We start from the raw sequence: 16802 nt of genomic DNA, 5'->3' as shown, positions 1-16802 counted from the left end.
GGGGGGCAGGCCACGAGCAGCCGCAGGCCGAGGTCGGCCGCGTCGAGGTCGGCGAGGTGGCCGTTGCGCTCGGCCCACCGCCCGGAGGCGAGGTCGTCGGCGAGGCTGCGCACCGCCCGCTGCTCGGCCCGAGGCCCGACCCTGGTCCACACCGACATCGCACGGCGCACACGGTCCTCCAGGTACGCCCCCGGCCGGCGCCAGTACGCCTCGAACAGGCCGTCGGCGCAGCCCCACGGGGCGGGCACCGGTCCTCCGCGGCGGCGGCCACGCACGGCGCCGAGCCGGCGCGCCGCGGCCGGCGCATGACCGCCGAGGGCTCCACCGCGGTCACCTCGCGGTCGGCGGGCTCGTAGGAGCCGGTGCCGGCCACGTTCAGCACCGTGCGCGCGTCCCCGAGCGCATCCCGGATCTGCGCGGAGATCCGCGGATCGGTGCACCGTGTCACCGTGTAGGCGCCGCCGATCGCGTCGTACAGCCGTGCACCGAGCATCCCCAGTTGCTCCTCCGCTGCCACCTTCAGCCCCTTCGCCCGTGCCTCGAGTTCCCTGTCGATGGCCGCCACCGTGGCGCCGGCGCGGTCACGCCGCTCCAGCAGTACGCCGCGCAGCCGGCGCAGGTGCGCGGCGGCGTCGGCGGACGGGTCGCAGGCCCGGTACCCGGCCGGGGTGCGTGCCGAGGGCCGGACGAGCCCGATGTGGTCGTAGTGGTGCAGCGTGTGGATGCTGACGTCGGCCAGCTCTGCCACGCGTCCCACGGTCCAGTGTTCCTCCACCGCACCGACTGTGCGGCCTGACGTCGCGTGAGGGTCAAGATCCGCGCGACCCGTCAATGTTCAACATTTACCTGGGTCGCATCGGCATCTTTCCTGACATAAACTCAGAAAAGAAAAGGATTGTGGCCGTTGACGACTCAACGAGTGGCCCCTGAATTCTTGAACTCCGAAGGAAATCGGCAGTGTGAGAACAGGAGGAAATGCCATGCTCTTCTTCTACAGCCAGGACACCAGGGCTGCCGGATCGGGCAGACTCGACGGCAGTGGTGATTTCGTCAGCCTGAAGGACTTCCCCGCCGGGCAGTTCGGGAACTGGACGCACATCGTGCCCGGTGGCGGCCAGCTCTTCTTCTACAGCAAGGACACACGGGCAGCGGCGACGGGAAAACTCGACGCGGGCGGTGACTTCGTCAACCTGAAGGACTTCCCGGCCGGGCAGTTCGGGGACTGGACCCACATATCGCCGGACGGCGTCCTGCTCTTCTTCTACAGCAAGGGCACGCGAGCGGCCGGAACCGGTCGGCTCGATGCCAGTGGTGAATTCTTCAACCTGGTGGACTTCCCCGCCGGGCAGTTCGGGGACTGGACCCACGTCCTCTTCGCCGGCGGTGATCTTCTGGCCCGCTTCTTCTTCTACAGCAAGAGCACACGGGCGGCCGGGTCGGGTGACCTCGACGACGACGGCGACTTCATCAACCTGGTGGACTTCCCGGCCGGGCAGTTCGGGGACTGGACCCACGTCGTCTTCGACGGAGGCGCCTCGAAGCTCTTCTTCTACAGCAAGGGCACGCGGGCGGCCGGAACCGGCAGGCTCGACGCGGGCGGGGACTTCGTCCATCTGAAGGACTTCCCCGCCGGGCAGTTCGGAGACTGGACCCACATCGTGCCCACCCACCGCCGGCTGTTCTTCTACGACCAGCAGACGCGGGCCGCCGCATCGGGAGAGCTCGACGACAGCGGCGACTTCATCAACCTGGTGGACTTCCCCGCCGGGCAGTTCGGGAACTGGACCCACATCGGTGCGACCCAGGACGGGCTGCCCTGAGGCCCGCCCGGTCGGCGCGTTCAGAACGTCAGGCGGAAGAGGGCGCCGCCGCCCGGGGCGGCTTCTGCCGTCAGGTCGGCGGAGTGGGCCCGGGCGATCTGCCGGGCCATGGCCAGGCCCAGGCCCGAGCCCGGCAGGGCGCGGGCCGTGCCGGCGCGGTAGAAGCGGTCGAAGACGTGCGGGAGGTCCTGCGGGGAGATGCCGGGGCCGTGGTCGCGGACCGTCAGCTGCGGGCCCCGGCCCGGGGCGCCCACCGCCAGCTCGACCTCGACGGGCAGGCCGGAGGGGCTGAACTTGGCGGCGTTGTCGAGGAGGTTGCCCAGCAGGCGGCTGAGCCGTGCGGGGACGCCGGGCACCACGACGGGCTCGGCCGGCACCCGTACGTGGAAGGCCACCGCCGGCCAGTGCGTGCGGGCGGCCTGCGCGCAGTGTTCCACCAGGGCGCCCAGGCGGACCTGTTCCACCAGCGGCTGGGGTTCTTCGTCGCGGGCCAGCTCGATCAGGTCATTGACCAGACCCGTCACCTCGCGCAGTTGCCGGCCCAGCGCGGTGGAGGCGCGGTCGCGCTGTTCGGGGGTGAGGCGGTCGGCGCGGGCGAGGAGTTCGGCGTTGGTCCGCAGTGCCGTGAGCGGGGTGCGCAGTTCGTGGGAGGCGTCGGCGACGAGTTGGCGCTGTGCGGCGATGGACTGTTCGAGTTCGTCCAGCATGGTGTTGAAGCTGGTGGCCAGGCGGGTGATCTCGTCCTCGCGTCCGGGTGGGGGCAGTTCGATGCGGTGGCGGGCGTCGCGGGTGGCCGCGATCCGCTCGGCGGTCGCGGTGAGCCGGGCGACCGGGGCCAGGCCGGTGCGTGAGACCCAGTGGCCGAGGAGGGCGGCCAGCAGGACGCCGGCGGCGGCGGTCAGGACCAGCCAGCGGGCGGCTTCCTCGATGCCGTCCAGGGCGGTGTCGGCGCGCAGGGCGACCTGGAGTGCGCGGCCCTCGGCGTAGTCGGTGGTGAGCATCCGGGCGGGGTGTCCGGCGACCGTGATGTTCGTGTAGTAGGGGGACTTCGTGCCTTGTGCGACCTTGCGGGCGGCGGGGGCGACGGGGAGCTGTCCCGGCGGGCGGGGGTCGGCGGCGGGGTCGGCGGGGACGACCTCCGCGCATGCGGGGGCGGCCAGGAAGCGGCACTCCCCCGCCAGGACGCCGGGTGCGGATCCCGGGTTGCGCTGGGCGGCGAGGCGCGCGGACTGGGTGAGGCTGAGGTCGAGCTGCTCGTAGAGGGCGGAGCGGACCACCAGGTACGCCGCCGCGCACACCCCGACCGCGACGAGGGCGACGGCGGCGGTGACGGACAGGGCGAGGCGGGTGCGCAGGGGGCCGCGCCGGCGCCAGACCCGGCCGAGGCGCCGGCGGCCGGCGCTCACGCCGCGTCCAGCCGGTAGCCGACACCGTGGACGGTGTGCACGAGGCGGGGTTCGCCCGCGGCCTCCAGTTTGCGGCGCAGGTAGCCGACGTAGACGGCGAGGGAGTTGGAGTCCGGGCCGAAGTCGCGTCCCCACACGAGCTCGAGGATGAGCTCGCGCGGGAGTACCTGGCCGGGGTGGCGCAGGAGGAGTTCGAGCAGGGCCGCTTCGGTGCGGCTGAACTCCAGCGGGCGGCCGCCCCGGCGGCCGGTGCGGGTCGCGGGGTCGAGGACGAGGTCGGCGAAGCCGAGCGGGGCGGCGCCGGCGGGTGCGGGTGCGGCCCGCCGCAGCAGGGCGCGGACCCGGGCGATCAGCTCGTCGAGGGCGAAGGGTTTGACGAGGTAGTCGTCGGCGCCCGCCTCCAGTCCGTCGACGCGTTCGCTGACGGAGTCCAGGGCGGTCAGGACGAGGACGGGGGTGCGGTCGCCCATCGCCCGCAGCTGCCGGCAGACGCCGAGGCCGTCGAGGACGGGCATCATGACGTCGAGGACGACCGCGTCGGGTTCCCAGGCCGCCACCTGGGAGAGGGCGGCGAGGCCGTCCGCGGCGCCGCGGACCTCGTACCCCTCGACGGTGAGTCCGTCCTCGACGGCCGCCCGTACCTCGGGCTCGTCGTCGACGACGAGGATGCGCCGCCGGCCGCCCGTGGTGTCTGTGCTGTTCGTGGAGCTCATGGGGGCAAAGCCTGCCAAAGGCTTCTGAGAGAACCTCTTAGAACGTTCTTAGGGCGCACCGGGAGTGTGCGCACATGACCACCACCACATCACACCCGCCTGCGGCCGGGGCGCTCTCCGTCGTGATCGGTGCGGGCGGCACCGGCGGGCACATCTATCCAGGGCTCGCTCTCGCGGAGGCGCTGCGGGCCGCCGTGCCCGGCGCCGTGGTCTCGTTCATCGGGACCGAGCGGGGCCTGGAGGGCGAGCTGATCCCCGGTGCCGGCTACCGCCTGCACACCGTCGACATGATCCCCTTCGATCCCGCCCTGGGCGCGAAGCGGTACCTGCTGCCCGCGGCGCTGCTGCGCTCGGCGCACCAGGCGCGCTCGGTGATCCGGGCGCAGGGCGCCCATGTCGTCGTGGGCATGGGCGGGTATCCGAGCGCGCCCGCCGTGCTCGGTGCCCGGCTGGCCGGGCTGCCGGCGGTGATCCACGAGTCCAACGCGGTGCCGGGCCGCGCCAACCAGTTCGCGGCCCGGCTCACCTCGCACGTCGCGGTGGCCTTCGACCGCAGCCGGGCCCATCTGGCGGGCGGGGAGCGGGCGCTGACCACCGGGATGCCGATCTCCGCGGCCCTGTCCGGTCTCGCCGAGCTGCCCGGGGCGCAGCGGGCGGCGCTGCGCGTGGAGGCCCGGCGGGCGCTGGGGGTGGCGGCGGGTCGGCGGCTGGTCGTCTTCAACGGCGGCAGCCTGGGCGCGGTGCGCCTGACCCGGGCGGCGGCCGCGCTGGCGGGCCTGTGGCAGGGCCGGGACGACGTACAGCTGCTGGTGAAGACCGGTCCGGCCGTACTGGCGGACACGGTGGCCGAGCTGGCGGCGTCGGGCGGGCAGCGGATCGCGCGGGCCGTGCCGTACCTGGACCGGATGGACCTGGTCTACGCGGCGGCCGACCTGGTGGTGTGCCGTGCGGGCTCGGCGACCGTCGCCGAGCTGGCGGCGACCGGGGTCCCGGCGGTGCTGGTGCCGTACCCGTACGCGCCGGGCGACCACCAGACTCACAACGCGCGGGTGCTGTCCGACGCGGGCGCCGGGCTGCTGCTGCCAGACGCCGAGACCACCGCCGAGCGCCTCGCCGGCCTCGTCGGGCCGCTGCTGGCCGATCCGGCGCGGCTGTCGGCGATGGCCGGCGCCGCCGACTCCGGCCCGCACGCGCGGGCCGCCGAGCTGCTGGCCGCCGAGGTCCTGCGCGTCGCCGGCCTCGCCCCCACTTCCGTCGTCTCTGATCTGGAGCACGCTTGACATCCTCCCCGCCCTAAAGGGCCGAGGGTTCCCGACTTGTCCGCCTTGTAGGCGGCTTTCCGGGCGGCGAGCGCATCGTTGTAGACCAGCCGGGCGCAGCCAAACGTACGGGCCAGCGCGATGCGCTGTCCCGGTGTCGGCTCGATCCGGAATGAGTACCGCAGATGCACGCAGTGAACCTCGCTGCCGCCACTGACAACGCCGTTCCGCCCAGAGGGCGAACCGGCTTTCCCTGCCCTGCTCCGCAGGGGTTTTGTTCTCCCCCGGCCGAAGCCGGGGTGTCCACGAAAGGATCCTGATGAACAGCTGGACCGGCCGTACTGTCCTGGTCACCGGCGCGGAGGGCTTCATCGGCTCGACGCTGGTGGACCTGCTGGTGGCGCGGGGTGCGCGGGTGCGCGCCTTCGTCCACTACAAGCCGTACGCGGAGAAGGGGCACTTGGCGCGCTACCTCGCCGACCCGGACGGTGCGGTGGAGATGTGGGCGGGTGACGTCCGTGACGCGGGCCGGGTCAGTGACGCGGTGGCCGGCTGCGACACCGTCTTCCATCTGGCGGCGCTGATCGGGATTCCGTACAGCTACGCCTCGCCGGGTGCGTACGTGCAGACGAACGTGACGGGCACGCAGAACGTGGCGGAGGCCTGCCGGCGGCACGGGGTGCGGCGGCTGGTGCACACCTCGACGAGCGAGGTCTACGGGACGGCGCTGACCGCCCCCATTTCCGAGAGCCACCCGCTGCAGCCGCAGTCCCCGTACTCGGCTTCGAAGATCGGCGCGGACATGATGGCGCTGTCCTTCCACCACGCGTTCGAGCTGCCGGTGGCGGTGGTGCGTCCGTTCAACACCTACGGGCCGCGGCAGTCGGCGCGCGCGGTGATCCCGACGATCCTGGCCCAGCTGCACGCCGGGTCGCGGGAGGTCCGCCTCGGATCGCTGACGCCGACCCGGGACTTCACGTACGTGACGGACACGGCGGAGGGCTTCCTGGCGGTGGCCGGGTGCGAGCGGGCGCTGGGTGAGGTGGTCAACCTCGGTACCGGTGAGGAGATCTCCGTCGGGGCGCTGGCGCAGGCCCTGGTGAAGGCTTCCGGGCGGGATGCGGAGGTGGTGGTGGACCCGGCGCGGCTGAGGCCGTCGGGCAGTGAGGTGCAGCGGCTGCTGTCGGACAACGCGCGGGCCCGGGACTGGGCGGGCTGGCGGCCTCGGGTCGGTCTGGAGGAGGGGTTGCGGCGGACCTCGGAGTGGATCGCGGCGAACCCTTCGCTGTTCGCGCCGGACCGTTACGCGGTCTGAGCCTCCCCCGTCGTCGGCGGCGGGGCTCCGGTGGGTCCGAACGGACCAGTCCGGCGCGCCGCCGTCGGGCTCCTGTCCCTAGCGTGGCGCTGTGGAGAGCTGATGCCCCAGCAGCTGCCGCCTGGCGGAACCTGATCGTGGCCACGGTCGGGTTCACCCTCACCTTCTGGGCCTGGGACCTGATCGCGCCGCTGGGCAGCGACTACCACGACCGGCTCGGCCTGACCTCGCTCCAGCAGTCGCTGCTGGTCGCGGTGCCAGTGCTGGTCGGCGCCCTCGGCCGGGTCCCGGTGGGTGCGCCCACCGACCGCTACGGGGCCCGGCGGATGTTCCCCCTGGTGTCCGCGCTCGCCGTGGTGCCGGTGGTGCTGCTGATTCCCGCCCGGGACTCCTACGTGGCGACGCTGGCGGTCGGTTTCCTGCTGGGGCTGGCGGGCACGACGTTCGCCATCGGTGTGCCGCTGGTCAACTCCTGGTTTCCGCCGGCGCGGCGCGGGTTCGCGCTCGGGGTGTTCGGCATGGGGATGGGCGGGGTGGCGCTCTCCGGCTACTTCACCCCGCGCATCGCGCAGCGCGGCGAGCACCTGCCGTTCGTGGTGGTGGCGGTCGCGGTGGCCGTGTACGCCGTGGTGGCGGCGCTGCTGATCCGGGACCGGCCGGACCGGCCCCTGCCGGCCGGTTCGCTCGGGTACCGGCTCGCCTCGGCCGGGCGGCTGGGGGTGACCTGGGAGTTGTCGGCGCTGTATGCGGTCGGGTTCGGCGGGATCGTCGCCTTCGGGGTCTACCTGCCGACGTATCTGAGGACCGGGTACGGGTTGACGCCGACGGATGCGGGTACCAAGGCGGCCGGGTTCGCCCTGTTGACCGTGGTCGCCCGTCCGTTCGGCGGCTGGCTGGCCGACCGTGTCCTCCCGCCGTGGTGACGGCGGGTGCCCTCGCCTTCGTGGCCCTCCTCGCCGTCGTCCAGGCGTTCGATCCGCCTCTGGATCCGGTCGGCACCGTGTGCCTGCTGTGCATCGCGGCCGGGCTCGGCACGGCCAGCGGCAGTGTGTTCGCCCTGGTGTCGCAGGTGACGCCGCAGCCGCAGGTCGGCAGCGTCACCGGCATCGTCGGTGCGGTCGGCGGCCTGGGCGGCTTCGTGGGCGCCCCTGGTCATGGGCGCCGTCCACAGCGCCAAGGGCTCCTACTCGATCGGGTTCATGCTGCTGTCCGATCTGGCCCTGGCGGGCTGCGTGTACGCGTACGTGCGGATGCGCACCGTACGGCCGTCCGCCGCCGGCGACATGGCCGGGGGCGGCGCCGGGGTCGGGGGCGTCAGGGTGGGCGGGTCGGGACCGGGGAGCCCGGTCCGGAGCGGCGGGGTCTGACGCCGGTACGCGCGGCGCACGATCGGCGGCGCACGGTCGTCGGCGCTGGTCGTGCGGCGGGAAAACCGCGGGCCGCGGTGGTGTGCCGGCCGTTACGATCGGCCCCTTCACCCGATCATGGCGGTCCGACGGAGGCACCGATGACACTGGCCCCTGCGCGGACGACACCGGCCGCCCATCCCGAGCGGCTGGAGCGGGGGCACCCGTTCCGGCAGTGGAAGACCTGGCGGATACCCGGTACCGAGTTCACCCTCACCGGCTATTCGCGGGCCAACGACAAGACGTTCTTCCACATCCCGGAGCTGCGGTGCGCGCTCGACGCCGGGCTGGCGGAGGGGCGGCAGCCGGAGACCGTCTTCCTCACCCATACCCACCACGACCACTCCAAGGACCTCGACTACCTGGCCGCCAGGGCCGACGGGGTCGACATCCACCTGCCGGCCGCGGCAGTGCCGTACGTGGAGTCGTTCCTGCGGGCGTCCGCCGAGCTGAACCACGGCGCCGCCTACGACCCTGCGCTCGCCGCGGGCTGCCGGCTGCACGGGGTGCGCGGCGGTGACGAGTTCGCCTTCGGGCGGCGCGGCCACCGTGTGCGGGTGGTGGAGTGCGTCCACAAGGTGCCGTGCGTGGGGTACGCGTTCTCCGAGCCGCGCAAGGCGCTGCTGCCCGAGTACGAGGAACTGCGGCGCGGCCTCGCGGAGCAGGGCCGGGGTGCGGAGTTCGGCCGGATCCTCGCCGAGCGCCGCAAGGAGGGCGTGGAGGTCGAACGGGAGGTGCTCAGGCCGCTGTTCGCGTTCCTCGGGGACACCCACGTGAGCGTCTTCGAGGACAATCCGTGGCTGTTGGAGTATCCGGTGGTCATCACCGAGTGCACGTTCCTCGACGACGCCGAGCTGGCGCGCGCCGACCGGGTCGGGCACACCGTGTGGAGCCGGCTGAAGCCGGTCGTCGAGGCCCACCCGGAGACCCTCTTCGTCCTCACCCATTTCAGCCTGCGCCATTCGGACCAGGACGTGCTCGACTTCTTCCGCGACGAGCGGCCCGCGAACGTGCTGCTGTGGGCGCATCCGGAGAGCCGGCTGCCGGAGCAGCACCAGCACGGCTGACGGACGGCGCGGCCCCCATCGGCTGTCGCCGGTGGGGGCCGCGCCGTCGTTCACAGGAGTTGCTCAGCACTCGCGCAGGCCCGGCGCGGGGTCGACGGAGGTGTGGACGTCGACGGCGGCGACGTTGCCCCACTGGCCGTTGTCCAACTGGGTCCAGTACCAGACGTTGTTGCCGCCGGCGTGCTGGTCGCCGCGGCCCCAGCACTGGAACCAACTGGGGCTGGTGTTCAACGGCCCGCGCACCGCGGAGTTGTAGCGGCGGTGCTCGTAGCCCTTGGCGCCGACCCGGTTGCCGCACCACAGCTTGCCGTCGGCGCGCACCCCGCATTCGGCGGCCGCGCTCCTGCCGGCGGCGGGCGCGGCCGCGGCGGGCCCGGTCACGGTGGCCGTGCCGGCCGCCAGTGCGGCGGCGGCGAGACCCAGGGCGATCTTGTTGCGTGCGGACATGGTTCCTCCTCGAAGAACCGGCTCTCTCGGGAGCCGGGTGATGGACGGGTGCTGTGTGGTGTGTGGTGTGCGTGTTCAGGGGCAGGTGCGTACGCCGTCCAGCCAGGCGGGGCCCTTGATGTAGATGTTGGTGATCCACGCCCCGTACTCGGGCAGGTAGGACCAGGCGTCGTTGGTGTAGCCCTCGGCGGTCACGGGTTCGGCGTGCTTCTGGCAGTCGATGCGCACCGTGGTGGGGCCGGGGAACTTGTGGACGCGCGGGCTGGTGGTGGACGGCTCCTTGTGGGTCCACACGTCCGTGCCCCAGGTGCTGAACGTGCCGGGTGCCTGCGCCGGCGGTGCGATGCGGACCGCTCCGGCGTAGTCGCCGCCCAGCCGTACGTCGCTGACGGTGATCCGGGTGCCCGATTCCCGGGCCTCGACCATCTTGCCCGCGCCCAGGTAGATCGCGATGTGGTGGACGGAGCCCCCCGAGCCCCAGGCCAGGAGGTCCCCCGGGAGCAGTGGTGCGGTCCCCTGCCCGGCGGTGAACCGCTGTTGCACCTGCGGTGAGTGGAACTGGTGGTAGGCGTTGCCGGTCAGCGGGTCGCCGCCGGCCGCGCGGTGGTAGGCGTAGCGGACCAGTCCCGAGCAGTCGAAGCCGAGGCGCTCGGGGTCGTGTGCGCTGTCGGGGTCGCTGGGGTCGACCTGGCCGTAGGTGGGGCCCGGTTGTGGTCCGTGGCCGCCGCCCCAGGTGTACCAGACGCCGATCTGTTCGCAGGCGGCTGCCACGGCCTTCTCGGCCACCGCGGAGGCGCCGGGGGCGAGTACTCGGCACTCCCCCGCCGCCGCCACCGCCGCTGTCTTCGGTGCCGCGGTGGTGGCGGCCGCGGTGGCGCTGTGGGCTCCTTCCCATGCGGTCAGGAGGGTGAGCGCCGTCGCCGCCGCCACCGCTGTCGTGCGCATCGCCATGTCCGGTCCCCCGTTTCCGCCGCGCGGTGTGCCGCGGGGCGTCGTACTCGTCGTGGTGTCCTGTCGTCGGGCACTTCGAGACTGTTCCCCGGCGGCCGTGTGTGTCGAGGAGGCGCGGGTCGCCCACTGCAACGGGAAACGGGAAACTTCGGGGAAACCCCTTCCCGCCTGGGCTTTTGAGCAGCCGTCAGCGGTGCTCCCGGAGGGGTGTCCGGGCCCGGCGCGGGGCGTGTGGTCCGCTTCCGGCGCGCCGGGTGGGCGTCGTACGCCGTCGCATGTCTGCGGGTTCACCGGAACCCGGGCGCGGCAAACCGCATCACCTTGAGGGGGTGGCCGGGGACCGGCCGCGGCGAGGTGCCGGCCGGCGTGTCCCCCGCCTTCGACTCGACCGGACCGGAGAATGCCGCGGATGAACTCATCGCCACTGCCGGGGCCCCTCGGCAGAGCGCTCCGCGCCGTGCGGTGGTATCCGCGCCGTGCGCCGCTGACCCTGGCCTTTGTCTGCCTGCTCCTGGCCGGCCACGCGTGGATCGGCCGGGTGTCCGCCGATCGGGCGGCCGCCGTGCTGGGGTACCTCAGCACCAACCTGGACAACCTGCGGGATCATCCGCTGCCGGCGCTGGTCGGCAGCGCGTTGTTCTTCGACGGGACGCTCACGGACGTCGCGTCGACGGACTTCGTGGGCACCCTGATCACCTTGGGTCTCGGGGTGTGCTGCTTCCTGGCGTGGGCGGAGTCGCGGTGGGGGAAGCGGCGCGCGGTGGCGGTGTTCCTCGGCGGGCATGTCGCGGCCACGCTGCTGACCGCCGCCGTCATCGGTGTCGGGCTGCGGTACGGCTGGTATCCGGCGGCGGTGCGGGGGTCCTTGGACTACGGGGTCAGTTACGGCGCGCAGACGGTGCTGGCGGTCGGCACGCTCGCCCTGCCGCGCCGGGGCCGCCTGCCCTGGGCGGTGTTCGTGCTCGCGTGGCCTCTGGGCGGGCTGGAGTGGAACGGGCCGCTGCCGGACTTCACCACGGTCGGCCATCTCCTGGCGGCGGTCCTCGGCTTCGGGCTGCTGGCCGTCCCGGCCTTCCGGCGCCGGCGGGTCCGCGCCGGCGGGCCGTCCTCCGCCGCCGCCGAAGCCGGGGCCGGGGCGGGAGCCGGTGCCAGTGCCGGAGCCGGAGCCGGGGCCGGGGCGCCTCCCTCGGTGTGAGTCCGCCGTCAGGCGGGGTGCACTGCCTGTTCGGCCCAGATGGCTTTGCCGCGGCGGGCGGGGCGCACGCCCCAGTTCTCGGTGAGCTGGGAGGTGATGAACAGGCCTCGGCCGCCTTCGTCGGTGTCGTCGGCGTGGCGTAGTTGGGGAGAGGTGCTGTTGTCGTCGATGACTTCGCAGGTCAGGGAGTACTCGGTGCGGATCAGGCGGAGTTGGAAGGGGGTGGAGGTGTACCGGACGGCGTTGGTGGCGAGTTCGCTGGCGATCAGGGCGGTGCTGTCCCCCAGGTGGTGCAGGCCCAGGCGGCGAGGGTGTGACGGACGGCGCTGCGTGCGTCGGCGATGGTGGAGGCGTCGTTGGGCCAGGTCCATGCCGCAGCCCGGTCGGGGCCGAGGAGGCGGGTGCGGGCGAGGAGCAGGACCACGTCGTGGTCGGTTTCGTGCGGGGCCATGGCGTAGTGGACGGCGTCGCAGCGGTCCTGCAGGGTGCCGGTGCCGGAGGCGAGGGCCTGGCCCAGCCGGCTCTGCTGTGCGGCCGTCGCGTCCTGTCCCGCGGTGTCCAGGATCCCGGTGTTGTAGAGGGCCAGGGTGGTTCCCTCGGGCAGTTGGAGTTCGGCGGCCTCGTACTGGCCGTTGCCGCGGCCGAGGATGGGGCCGGCGGGGATCTCGGCGAACGACACGGTGCCGTCGGGCCACAGGATGGCCGGCGGGGGGTGTCCGGAGCTGGCCGCGGTGCAGCGGCCGGTGACGGGGTCGTAGACGGCGTACAGGCAGCTGACGGGCCGGTGGGGCTCCTGTGGTGGGAGCTCGGCGCGGAAGCGGGCGGTCAGCGCGTGGAGTCGTTCGAGGACTTCGTCGGGGGGCAGGTCCATGGCCGACAGGGCGCTGAGGGCGACCCTCAGCTCTCCCACGCGCGCGGCGGACTGCAGGCCCGGTGCGGGGATGTCGCCCACCGCGAGCGCGACGCGGGCGCTGGAGAGCGGGATGACGTCGAACCAGTCGGCGCCGGGGCCGGTCGGGCGGTAGGTGTGGGCGGTGTCCACGGCGATGTGGGCGGCTACCTGGGGTGGGCGCAGGTCGAGCTGCAGGAGGCGGGCGATGGACCGTTCGCGGTTGTACAGGCGGGCGTTGTCCAGGCACAGCGCGGTCCGGGCGGCCAGGTCGGCGGCCAGGGCGAGGTCCTGCCTGTCGAACGGCTCGGGGGTGTGCCAGCGCAGGAAGACGGCCAGTCCGAGGACGACCCCGCGGGCGGCCAGCGGGACGAGGAGCAGCGAGTGCACGCCGCCTGCGAGGAACCGGCGTCGGCGTTCGGGTTCGCGTGCCAGCCACGCCGGGTCGTGCTGGATGTCGGTCACCAGGCGGGGTTGGAGATCGGCCAGGCAGGCGGTGTAGGGGGTGTTGCTGGCGAAGGCGCTGACTTCCCCCACCTGGTGGATCGCGATGTCCTGCCCGCCGGGCCGGGCGCTGTAGGCGGCTCGCCGTAGCGGCAGGTTGTCCAGGAGGGGGCCGGAGGGTGGGGCCTGACCGCGCAGCACCGAGTCCAGGACGTCCACGGCGACGCCGTCGGCGAGCGCGGGCACGGTCAGGTCGGCCAGTTCCTGCGCGGTGCGCAGGACGTCCAGGGTGGTGCCGATGGTGCCGGCCGCCTGGTGCAGCAGTGCCTGCCGGCTGCGGGCCCGGTGTTCTTCGGTGCCGTCGGTGGCTGCGGCGGCGACGCCCAGGACCCGGCCCTCGGCGTCCTGCAGGCGGTGCAGGTCGAGGGAGAGGATGTGCGGCCGGCGGGCGGGGCCGGCGGTGCGGCCTTGCAGGAGCACCCCGAGCTGGGGGGTGCCGGTCTTCAGGACCTGCCCGAGCACATCGCGCAGGCGGTCGGTTTCGGCGTCCGGGAGCAGGTCCCACAGGTAGCGTCCGGCCAGGCCCTGGCCGGGCGGGGCCTGGCCGGGCGGGGCCTGGCCGGGCGGGCGATGCGTGTCCTGCGCGGCCGTATTGGCGTACGTGACCCGCAGCTCGGTGTCCAGGAGGTACATCGGGGTCCGTGCCCGGGTGAACAGGGCGGTGAGCACGGCCTCGCCCAGGGGGCCTGCCCCGCTGTCCCACCGTCCCCATGCCATGTGTGTCGCTGCCCGTCCCTCGTCCGGGGATCTGGCGATCCGCTCCATGCCTGTCAGAGCCGCCCGGGGCCTCTCCTCCCCTCCCGGGCTCGGCGGCAGGGGTGAGCGCTTCCTCTCCCGATCATCATCCTGTTGTCGGGCCTGCGCCACCCGCCGGGGCTGCGCCACCCGCCGGGCCCGGTCATGTGGTCCAGATGTCCAGCAGTTGGTTCGCCGCGTGGAAATGGTCGGGCGAGTCCACGTTGCACACGACGGTGACGGCGGTGTTGCGGTCCGGGCTCACGATGAAGGTGCTGTGGAATCCCTCCCAGTCGCCCCGGTGGACCAGGGTCTTGTCGGGGAGGAGGAGGATTCCGGCCCCGTACCGCCCTTCGTCGATGCCGCGTGGGCGCAGGACGTCGCCGACGCTCACCGCGCCTTGCGTGATCCCGGTGAGCAGGTGCGGTCCGCCGGTGCGGTAGTTGTCGGCCTTTCTTTCCGCGCGGGCGTTCGGCGCTCACTTCGGGGTGATGGTGAACGGTTCCCACTTGAGGTCTGCCACGCAGCCGGTGTCGGGTGCGGTCGGGCGGGTGAGGAAGGACGCCAGCACCTTCTGGGCGCAGGGTGACTGCGGGACGGTCCAGTGCCCGATGCCGGGGATCTGCACGGTGCTCGATCGGGGCAGTGTGCGGGCGGTCTGCTGGGCCCAGCTCGGCCCGGTCTTCATGTCGAACGTTCCGTTGAGGAAGAGCGTCGGCACCGAGGCGGCGGGGGCCACCCGCTGCCGGGCGGTGCGGTCGGGGACGTTCCAGATGCGGCACACCTGTTCCTGGAAGGCGAGTTGGGGTGCCTGGGCCAGGACGGGGTCCGGCCAGTGGGGGAAGGCCCGGCGGCCGGCGTCCAGTACGTCGGACGCCGTGTGGTCCGGCACCCACTCGCTGCACACCACCGAGTTCGTCAGGCCGTGGGCGGTCTGGCCGGTGACCTGGACCGAGCCGGCGGCCCGGGCCCGGGCGAAGCGTTCCGGGTGTCCGCGGGCGAGTTCGTCGATCGCAGCCGGGACGTCTTTGAAGGGGATGGCCTTGGCGACCAGGAGGTTGACCAGCGCGCCGCCGTCGAGGACGACCTTCACCGGGGCTCCGCCCTGGGGCGGGCGGACGTTCAGTGTCAGCGGGTGGGCCTGCAGTTTGCGCACCTGCTCGTCCAGGGTGCGTTCGAGGTCGGGGTAGCGGCTGTTGCAGCGGGGCTCGGCCGCGCAGGCCTTGTAGAGGTTCGCGAGGCCTTCCTGGGCGCTTGCCCAGGCGAAGGGCAGGGAGACGGACTGCGCAGGGGCGATGGAGTCGAGCGCCACCGCGCGGATGCCCTGGGGGTGCAGGCGCAGGTAGGTCAGGGCGAGGTTGCTGCCGTAGGAGTGGCCGTAGACGTTCCACTGCTTGATGCCGAGTGCGGTGCGCAGGTCGGCGAAGTCGGCGGCGTTCTCGGTGCTGTTGTAGGCGCTGAGGTCGGTGCCTTCGGCCGTGAGGCGGTCCCGGCACTGCTTGGCCGCGTCGAGCATGAGGCGCTCGGTCTGTGGTGCGTAGGAGGGCAGCCCGACGGAGGTGGCGTAGAAGCGGTCCAGTTCCGGGCAGGCGAGGTCGGGGGTGTCGTAGAGGTTGCCGCGCTGGGCCATGACGATCAGGTCGCGGTCGCGGTTCAGGCCGGAGGAGACCAGGTAGGGGATGTCGTCGAAGGTCTCGCCGCCGGGGCCGCCCGACATGAACACCACGGGGTCCTGGGCGGGCTTCGGCGAGGTGGCGGGGATGACCGCCGCGGCCAGCCGGATGGTCCGGCCGCCGGGCCGGGTGCGGTTCTCGGGGACCTCCAGGTATCCGCAGCGGGCGGTGGCCAGGGCTTCGATCGGTTCGGGGGTGCTGGGGCAGGGGCCCGGTACGAAGCGGGCCCCTGCGGCCGGGGCGGGCCCGGTGGGGGCGGGGGTGGGGGGGGCGGGGGTGGGTGGTGCGGCGGCGGCCTGCGTGGGGCCGAGGGCCGTCAGGAGGGCGAGAACGGCCCCGGCGGCCTGCACCCCGGGCGGGAAGCGGTGCTGTGGCATGTGATCCCGTTCCTCTGCCGATGCCGATCGGCGGCTGCCCCGCCGGGCGGCGGCGTGGCGGTGTGGGCGGAACGCGCACCATCAACGCTACCGGGACGCGTGCGGTCCCGCTCAGGCGGGCGAGGGGGCCGGACGGGCCCTGCCGTGCGGTGGCTCTGACCATGGGCGGACTGCCGGCCGGACCGGAGGGGGACCGGCAGCCGCGGGCGGCCCACCGAGGCGACCCGGCTGCCACCTCGACCTGCGGGGGCGGCGTCCGCGTCACCCGCCCGGGAAGGACCCGCCCCGCCGTACGGAGGGTGGTGCGCCGCTCGTCGGAGCTCCGCCCTGTGGAGCGGGGCCCGGGCCCGGCTCTCGGTCAAGAACCCCTCGACGGCCGGGCCGAGGTCGTCGCACGTCGCTTTCCCGCACCCGGAACGGACCGCTGCTACGACGCGACGGCGCGCTTGCGTGCCCGGTAGGCGGCGGCCTTGATCTTGTTGCCGCAGGGGTCCATCCCGCACCACTCGCGGCGCGCTCCGCGGGAGCGGTCGACGTAGAACTGGGTGCACTCGGGGTTCGCGCACTCCTTGAGCAGGGGCACGTCCGGCCCGCTGAGGACGGTGACCGTGTCGCGGGCGACGTATGCCAGCGCCTGCTGGATCGTGGCCTCGATCCGGCGGCCGGTGGCCGTGAGCCGGAGGACGGGCGCCGGGCCGCGGGCGGCCTCGTTGACGAGGGCCAGTGCCTCCTCGTCGTAGCTCTCGCCGTCGATCCTCGCCCGGACCAGCCGGTAGATCGCCTCCCGCAGGACCAGCGCCTCGGCGAGGTCGGCCTCCTGGCAGTCGATTCCGCTCTCGGTGATGCCGCATTCGCTGAACCACAGCCCGAGGCTCTCCGGCGAGTCGAGCATCTCCCGGGTCTTGGGGCCGTAGCGCACGCGCAGCGTCCCCGCGAAGTCGAGTGCCGGTGTTCCGGCAGGAAACGCATGCCCCATATCACCAGTCTGACAGGTGACGTTAGGGCGTGCAAGGAGCATGGACTCGGTGGGCGGTCACCGGCCGGA

Annotated in this window: 14 protein-coding genes and 3 pseudogenes; 6 read left to right on the top strand and 11 right to left on the bottom strand. The window is 73.2% G+C overall.

Annotated elements, in window-relative coordinates:
* Nucleotides 1-8: 8 nt before the first annotated feature.
* Nucleotides 9-757: pseudogene (locus OHA91_RS38985) on the bottom strand (MerR family DNA-binding transcriptional regulator); the annotation flags it as partial.
* A gap of 223 nt (nucleotides 758-980) precedes the next feature.
* Between OHA91_RS38985 and OHA91_RS38980 the strand changes: the two are divergent.
* The gene (locus tag OHA91_RS38980) at nucleotides 981-1820 is read left to right on the top strand and encodes a hypothetical protein (protein ID WP_328738238.1); all 840 of its coding nucleotides are present in this window, start codon (nucleotides 981-983) and stop codon (nucleotides 1818-1820) included.
* A gap of 20 nt (nucleotides 1821-1840) precedes the next feature.
* Here OHA91_RS38980 and OHA91_RS38975 read toward each other — a convergent pair whose 3' ends face one another.
* Together OHA91_RS38975 and OHA91_RS38970 are read right to left on the bottom strand one after the other, a co-directional pair.
* Nucleotides 1841-3226 (bottom strand): sensor histidine kinase, encoded by a 1386-nt coding sequence (locus OHA91_RS38975; protein WP_328738239.1) that lies wholly within the window; start codon nucleotides 3224-3226, stop codon nucleotides 1841-1843.
* Complete coding sequence (locus OHA91_RS38970) at nucleotides 3223-3939, bottom strand: response regulator transcription factor (protein WP_051893407.1); 717 nt, start codon at nucleotides 3937-3939, stop codon at nucleotides 3223-3225. The genes OHA91_RS38975 and OHA91_RS38970 overlap by 4 nt, the downstream gene beginning before the upstream one ends.
* A 74-nt stretch (nucleotides 3940-4013) precedes the next feature.
* Between OHA91_RS38970 and OHA91_RS38965 the strand changes: the two genes are divergently transcribed.
* Entirely contained in the window at nucleotides 4014-5219 is a 1206-nt protein-coding gene (locus OHA91_RS38965; RefSeq protein WP_328738240.1) for a UDP-N-acetylglucosamine--N-acetylmuramyl-(pentapeptide) pyrophosphoryl-undecaprenol N-acetylglucosamine transferase, read from the top strand.
* Between the two features lie 47 nt (nucleotides 5220-5266).
* On the opposite strand, the pseudogene OHA91_RS38960 reads toward OHA91_RS38965, so the two are convergent.
* A pseudogene (locus OHA91_RS38960) lies at nucleotides 5267-5389 on the bottom strand (helix-turn-helix domain-containing protein); the annotation flags it as partial.
* Between the two features lie 128 nt (nucleotides 5390-5517).
* Here OHA91_RS38960 and OHA91_RS38955 point away from each other — a divergent pair.
* The 3 genes and pseudogenes from OHA91_RS38955 (at nucleotide 5518) to OHA91_RS38945 (ending at nucleotide 8986) form a co-directional block, all read left to right on the top strand.
* Nucleotides 5518-6513, top strand: coding sequence for an SDR family NAD(P)-dependent oxidoreductase (locus tag OHA91_RS38955; protein ID WP_031154677.1), 996 nt, complete (start codon nucleotides 5518-5520; stop codon nucleotides 6511-6513).
* Nucleotides 6514-6596: 83 nt separating this feature from the next.
* Nucleotides 6597-7880: pseudogene (locus tag OHA91_RS38950) on the top strand (MFS transporter).
* Nucleotides 7881-8020: 140 nt separating this feature from the next.
* Nucleotides 8021-8986, top strand: a complete 966-nt coding sequence (locus tag OHA91_RS38945; RefSeq protein WP_328738241.1) for an MBL fold metallo-hydrolase — start codon at nucleotides 8021-8023, stop codon at nucleotides 8984-8986.
* Nucleotides 8987-9049: 63 nt separating this feature from the next.
* Here the strand turns inward: OHA91_RS38945 and OHA91_RS38940 are convergent, their stop codons facing one another.
* Entirely contained in the window at nucleotides 9050-9433 is a 384-nt protein-coding gene (locus OHA91_RS38940) for a hypothetical protein (RefSeq protein WP_031154682.1), read from the bottom strand.
* Nucleotides 9434-9508: 75 nt separating this feature from the next.
* Nucleotides 9509-10384: a C40 family peptidase gene (locus OHA91_RS38935; protein ID WP_031154684.1), complete on the bottom strand. Its 876-nt coding sequence runs from the start codon at nucleotides 10382-10384 to the stop codon at nucleotides 9509-9511.
* 409 nt (nucleotides 10385-10793) lie between these two features.
* Here OHA91_RS38935 and OHA91_RS38930 point away from each other — a divergent pair, with 409 nt between their 5' ends.
* A complete protein-coding gene (locus OHA91_RS38930; protein WP_328738242.1) occupies nucleotides 10794-11579 on the top strand; it encodes a rhomboid-like protein in 786 nt (261 codons plus the stop codon).
* A gap of 8 nt (nucleotides 11580-11587) precedes the next feature.
* Here the strand turns inward: OHA91_RS38930 and OHA91_RS38925 are convergent, their stop codons facing one another.
* From OHA91_RS38925 to OHA91_RS38905, 5 genes are all read right to left on the bottom strand, one after another.
* Nucleotides 11588-11950 (bottom strand): ATP-binding protein, encoded by a 363-nt coding sequence (locus OHA91_RS38925; RefSeq protein ID WP_328738243.1) that lies wholly within the window; start codon nucleotides 11948-11950, stop codon nucleotides 11588-11590.
* Complete coding sequence (locus OHA91_RS38920; protein WP_328738244.1) at nucleotides 11845-13689, bottom strand: SpoIIE family protein phosphatase; 1845 nt, start codon at nucleotides 13687-13689, stop codon at nucleotides 11845-11847. Before OHA91_RS38920 ends, OHA91_RS38925 begins: the two co-directional genes overlap by 106 nt.
* Nucleotides 13690-13870: 181 nt before the next feature.
* Nucleotides 13871-14101: a serine hydrolase gene (locus tag OHA91_RS38915; RefSeq protein WP_031154691.1), complete on the bottom strand. Its 231-nt coding sequence runs from the start codon at nucleotides 14099-14101 to the stop codon at nucleotides 13871-13873.
* 84 nt (nucleotides 14102-14185) lie between these two features.
* Entirely contained in the window at nucleotides 14186-15757 is a 1572-nt protein-coding gene (locus OHA91_RS38910) for an alpha/beta fold hydrolase (protein ID WP_328738245.1), read from the bottom strand.
* A gap of 427 nt (nucleotides 15758-16184) precedes the next feature.
* The gene (locus tag OHA91_RS38905; RefSeq protein ID WP_328738246.1) at nucleotides 16185-16733 is read right to left on the bottom strand and encodes a CGNR zinc finger domain-containing protein; all 549 of its coding nucleotides are present in this window, start codon (nucleotides 16731-16733) and stop codon (nucleotides 16185-16187) included.
* Nucleotides 16734-16802 lie beyond the last annotated feature (69 nt).

Source organism: Streptomyces erythrochromogenes, from assembly GCF_036170895.1.
Taxonomy (GTDB): Bacteria; Actinomycetota; Actinomycetes; order Streptomycetales; family Streptomycetaceae; genus Streptomyces; species Streptomyces erythrochromogenes.
Note: the sequence above shows the minus strand (reverse complement) of the source record. Positions and strands in the feature narration are given on the sequence as shown.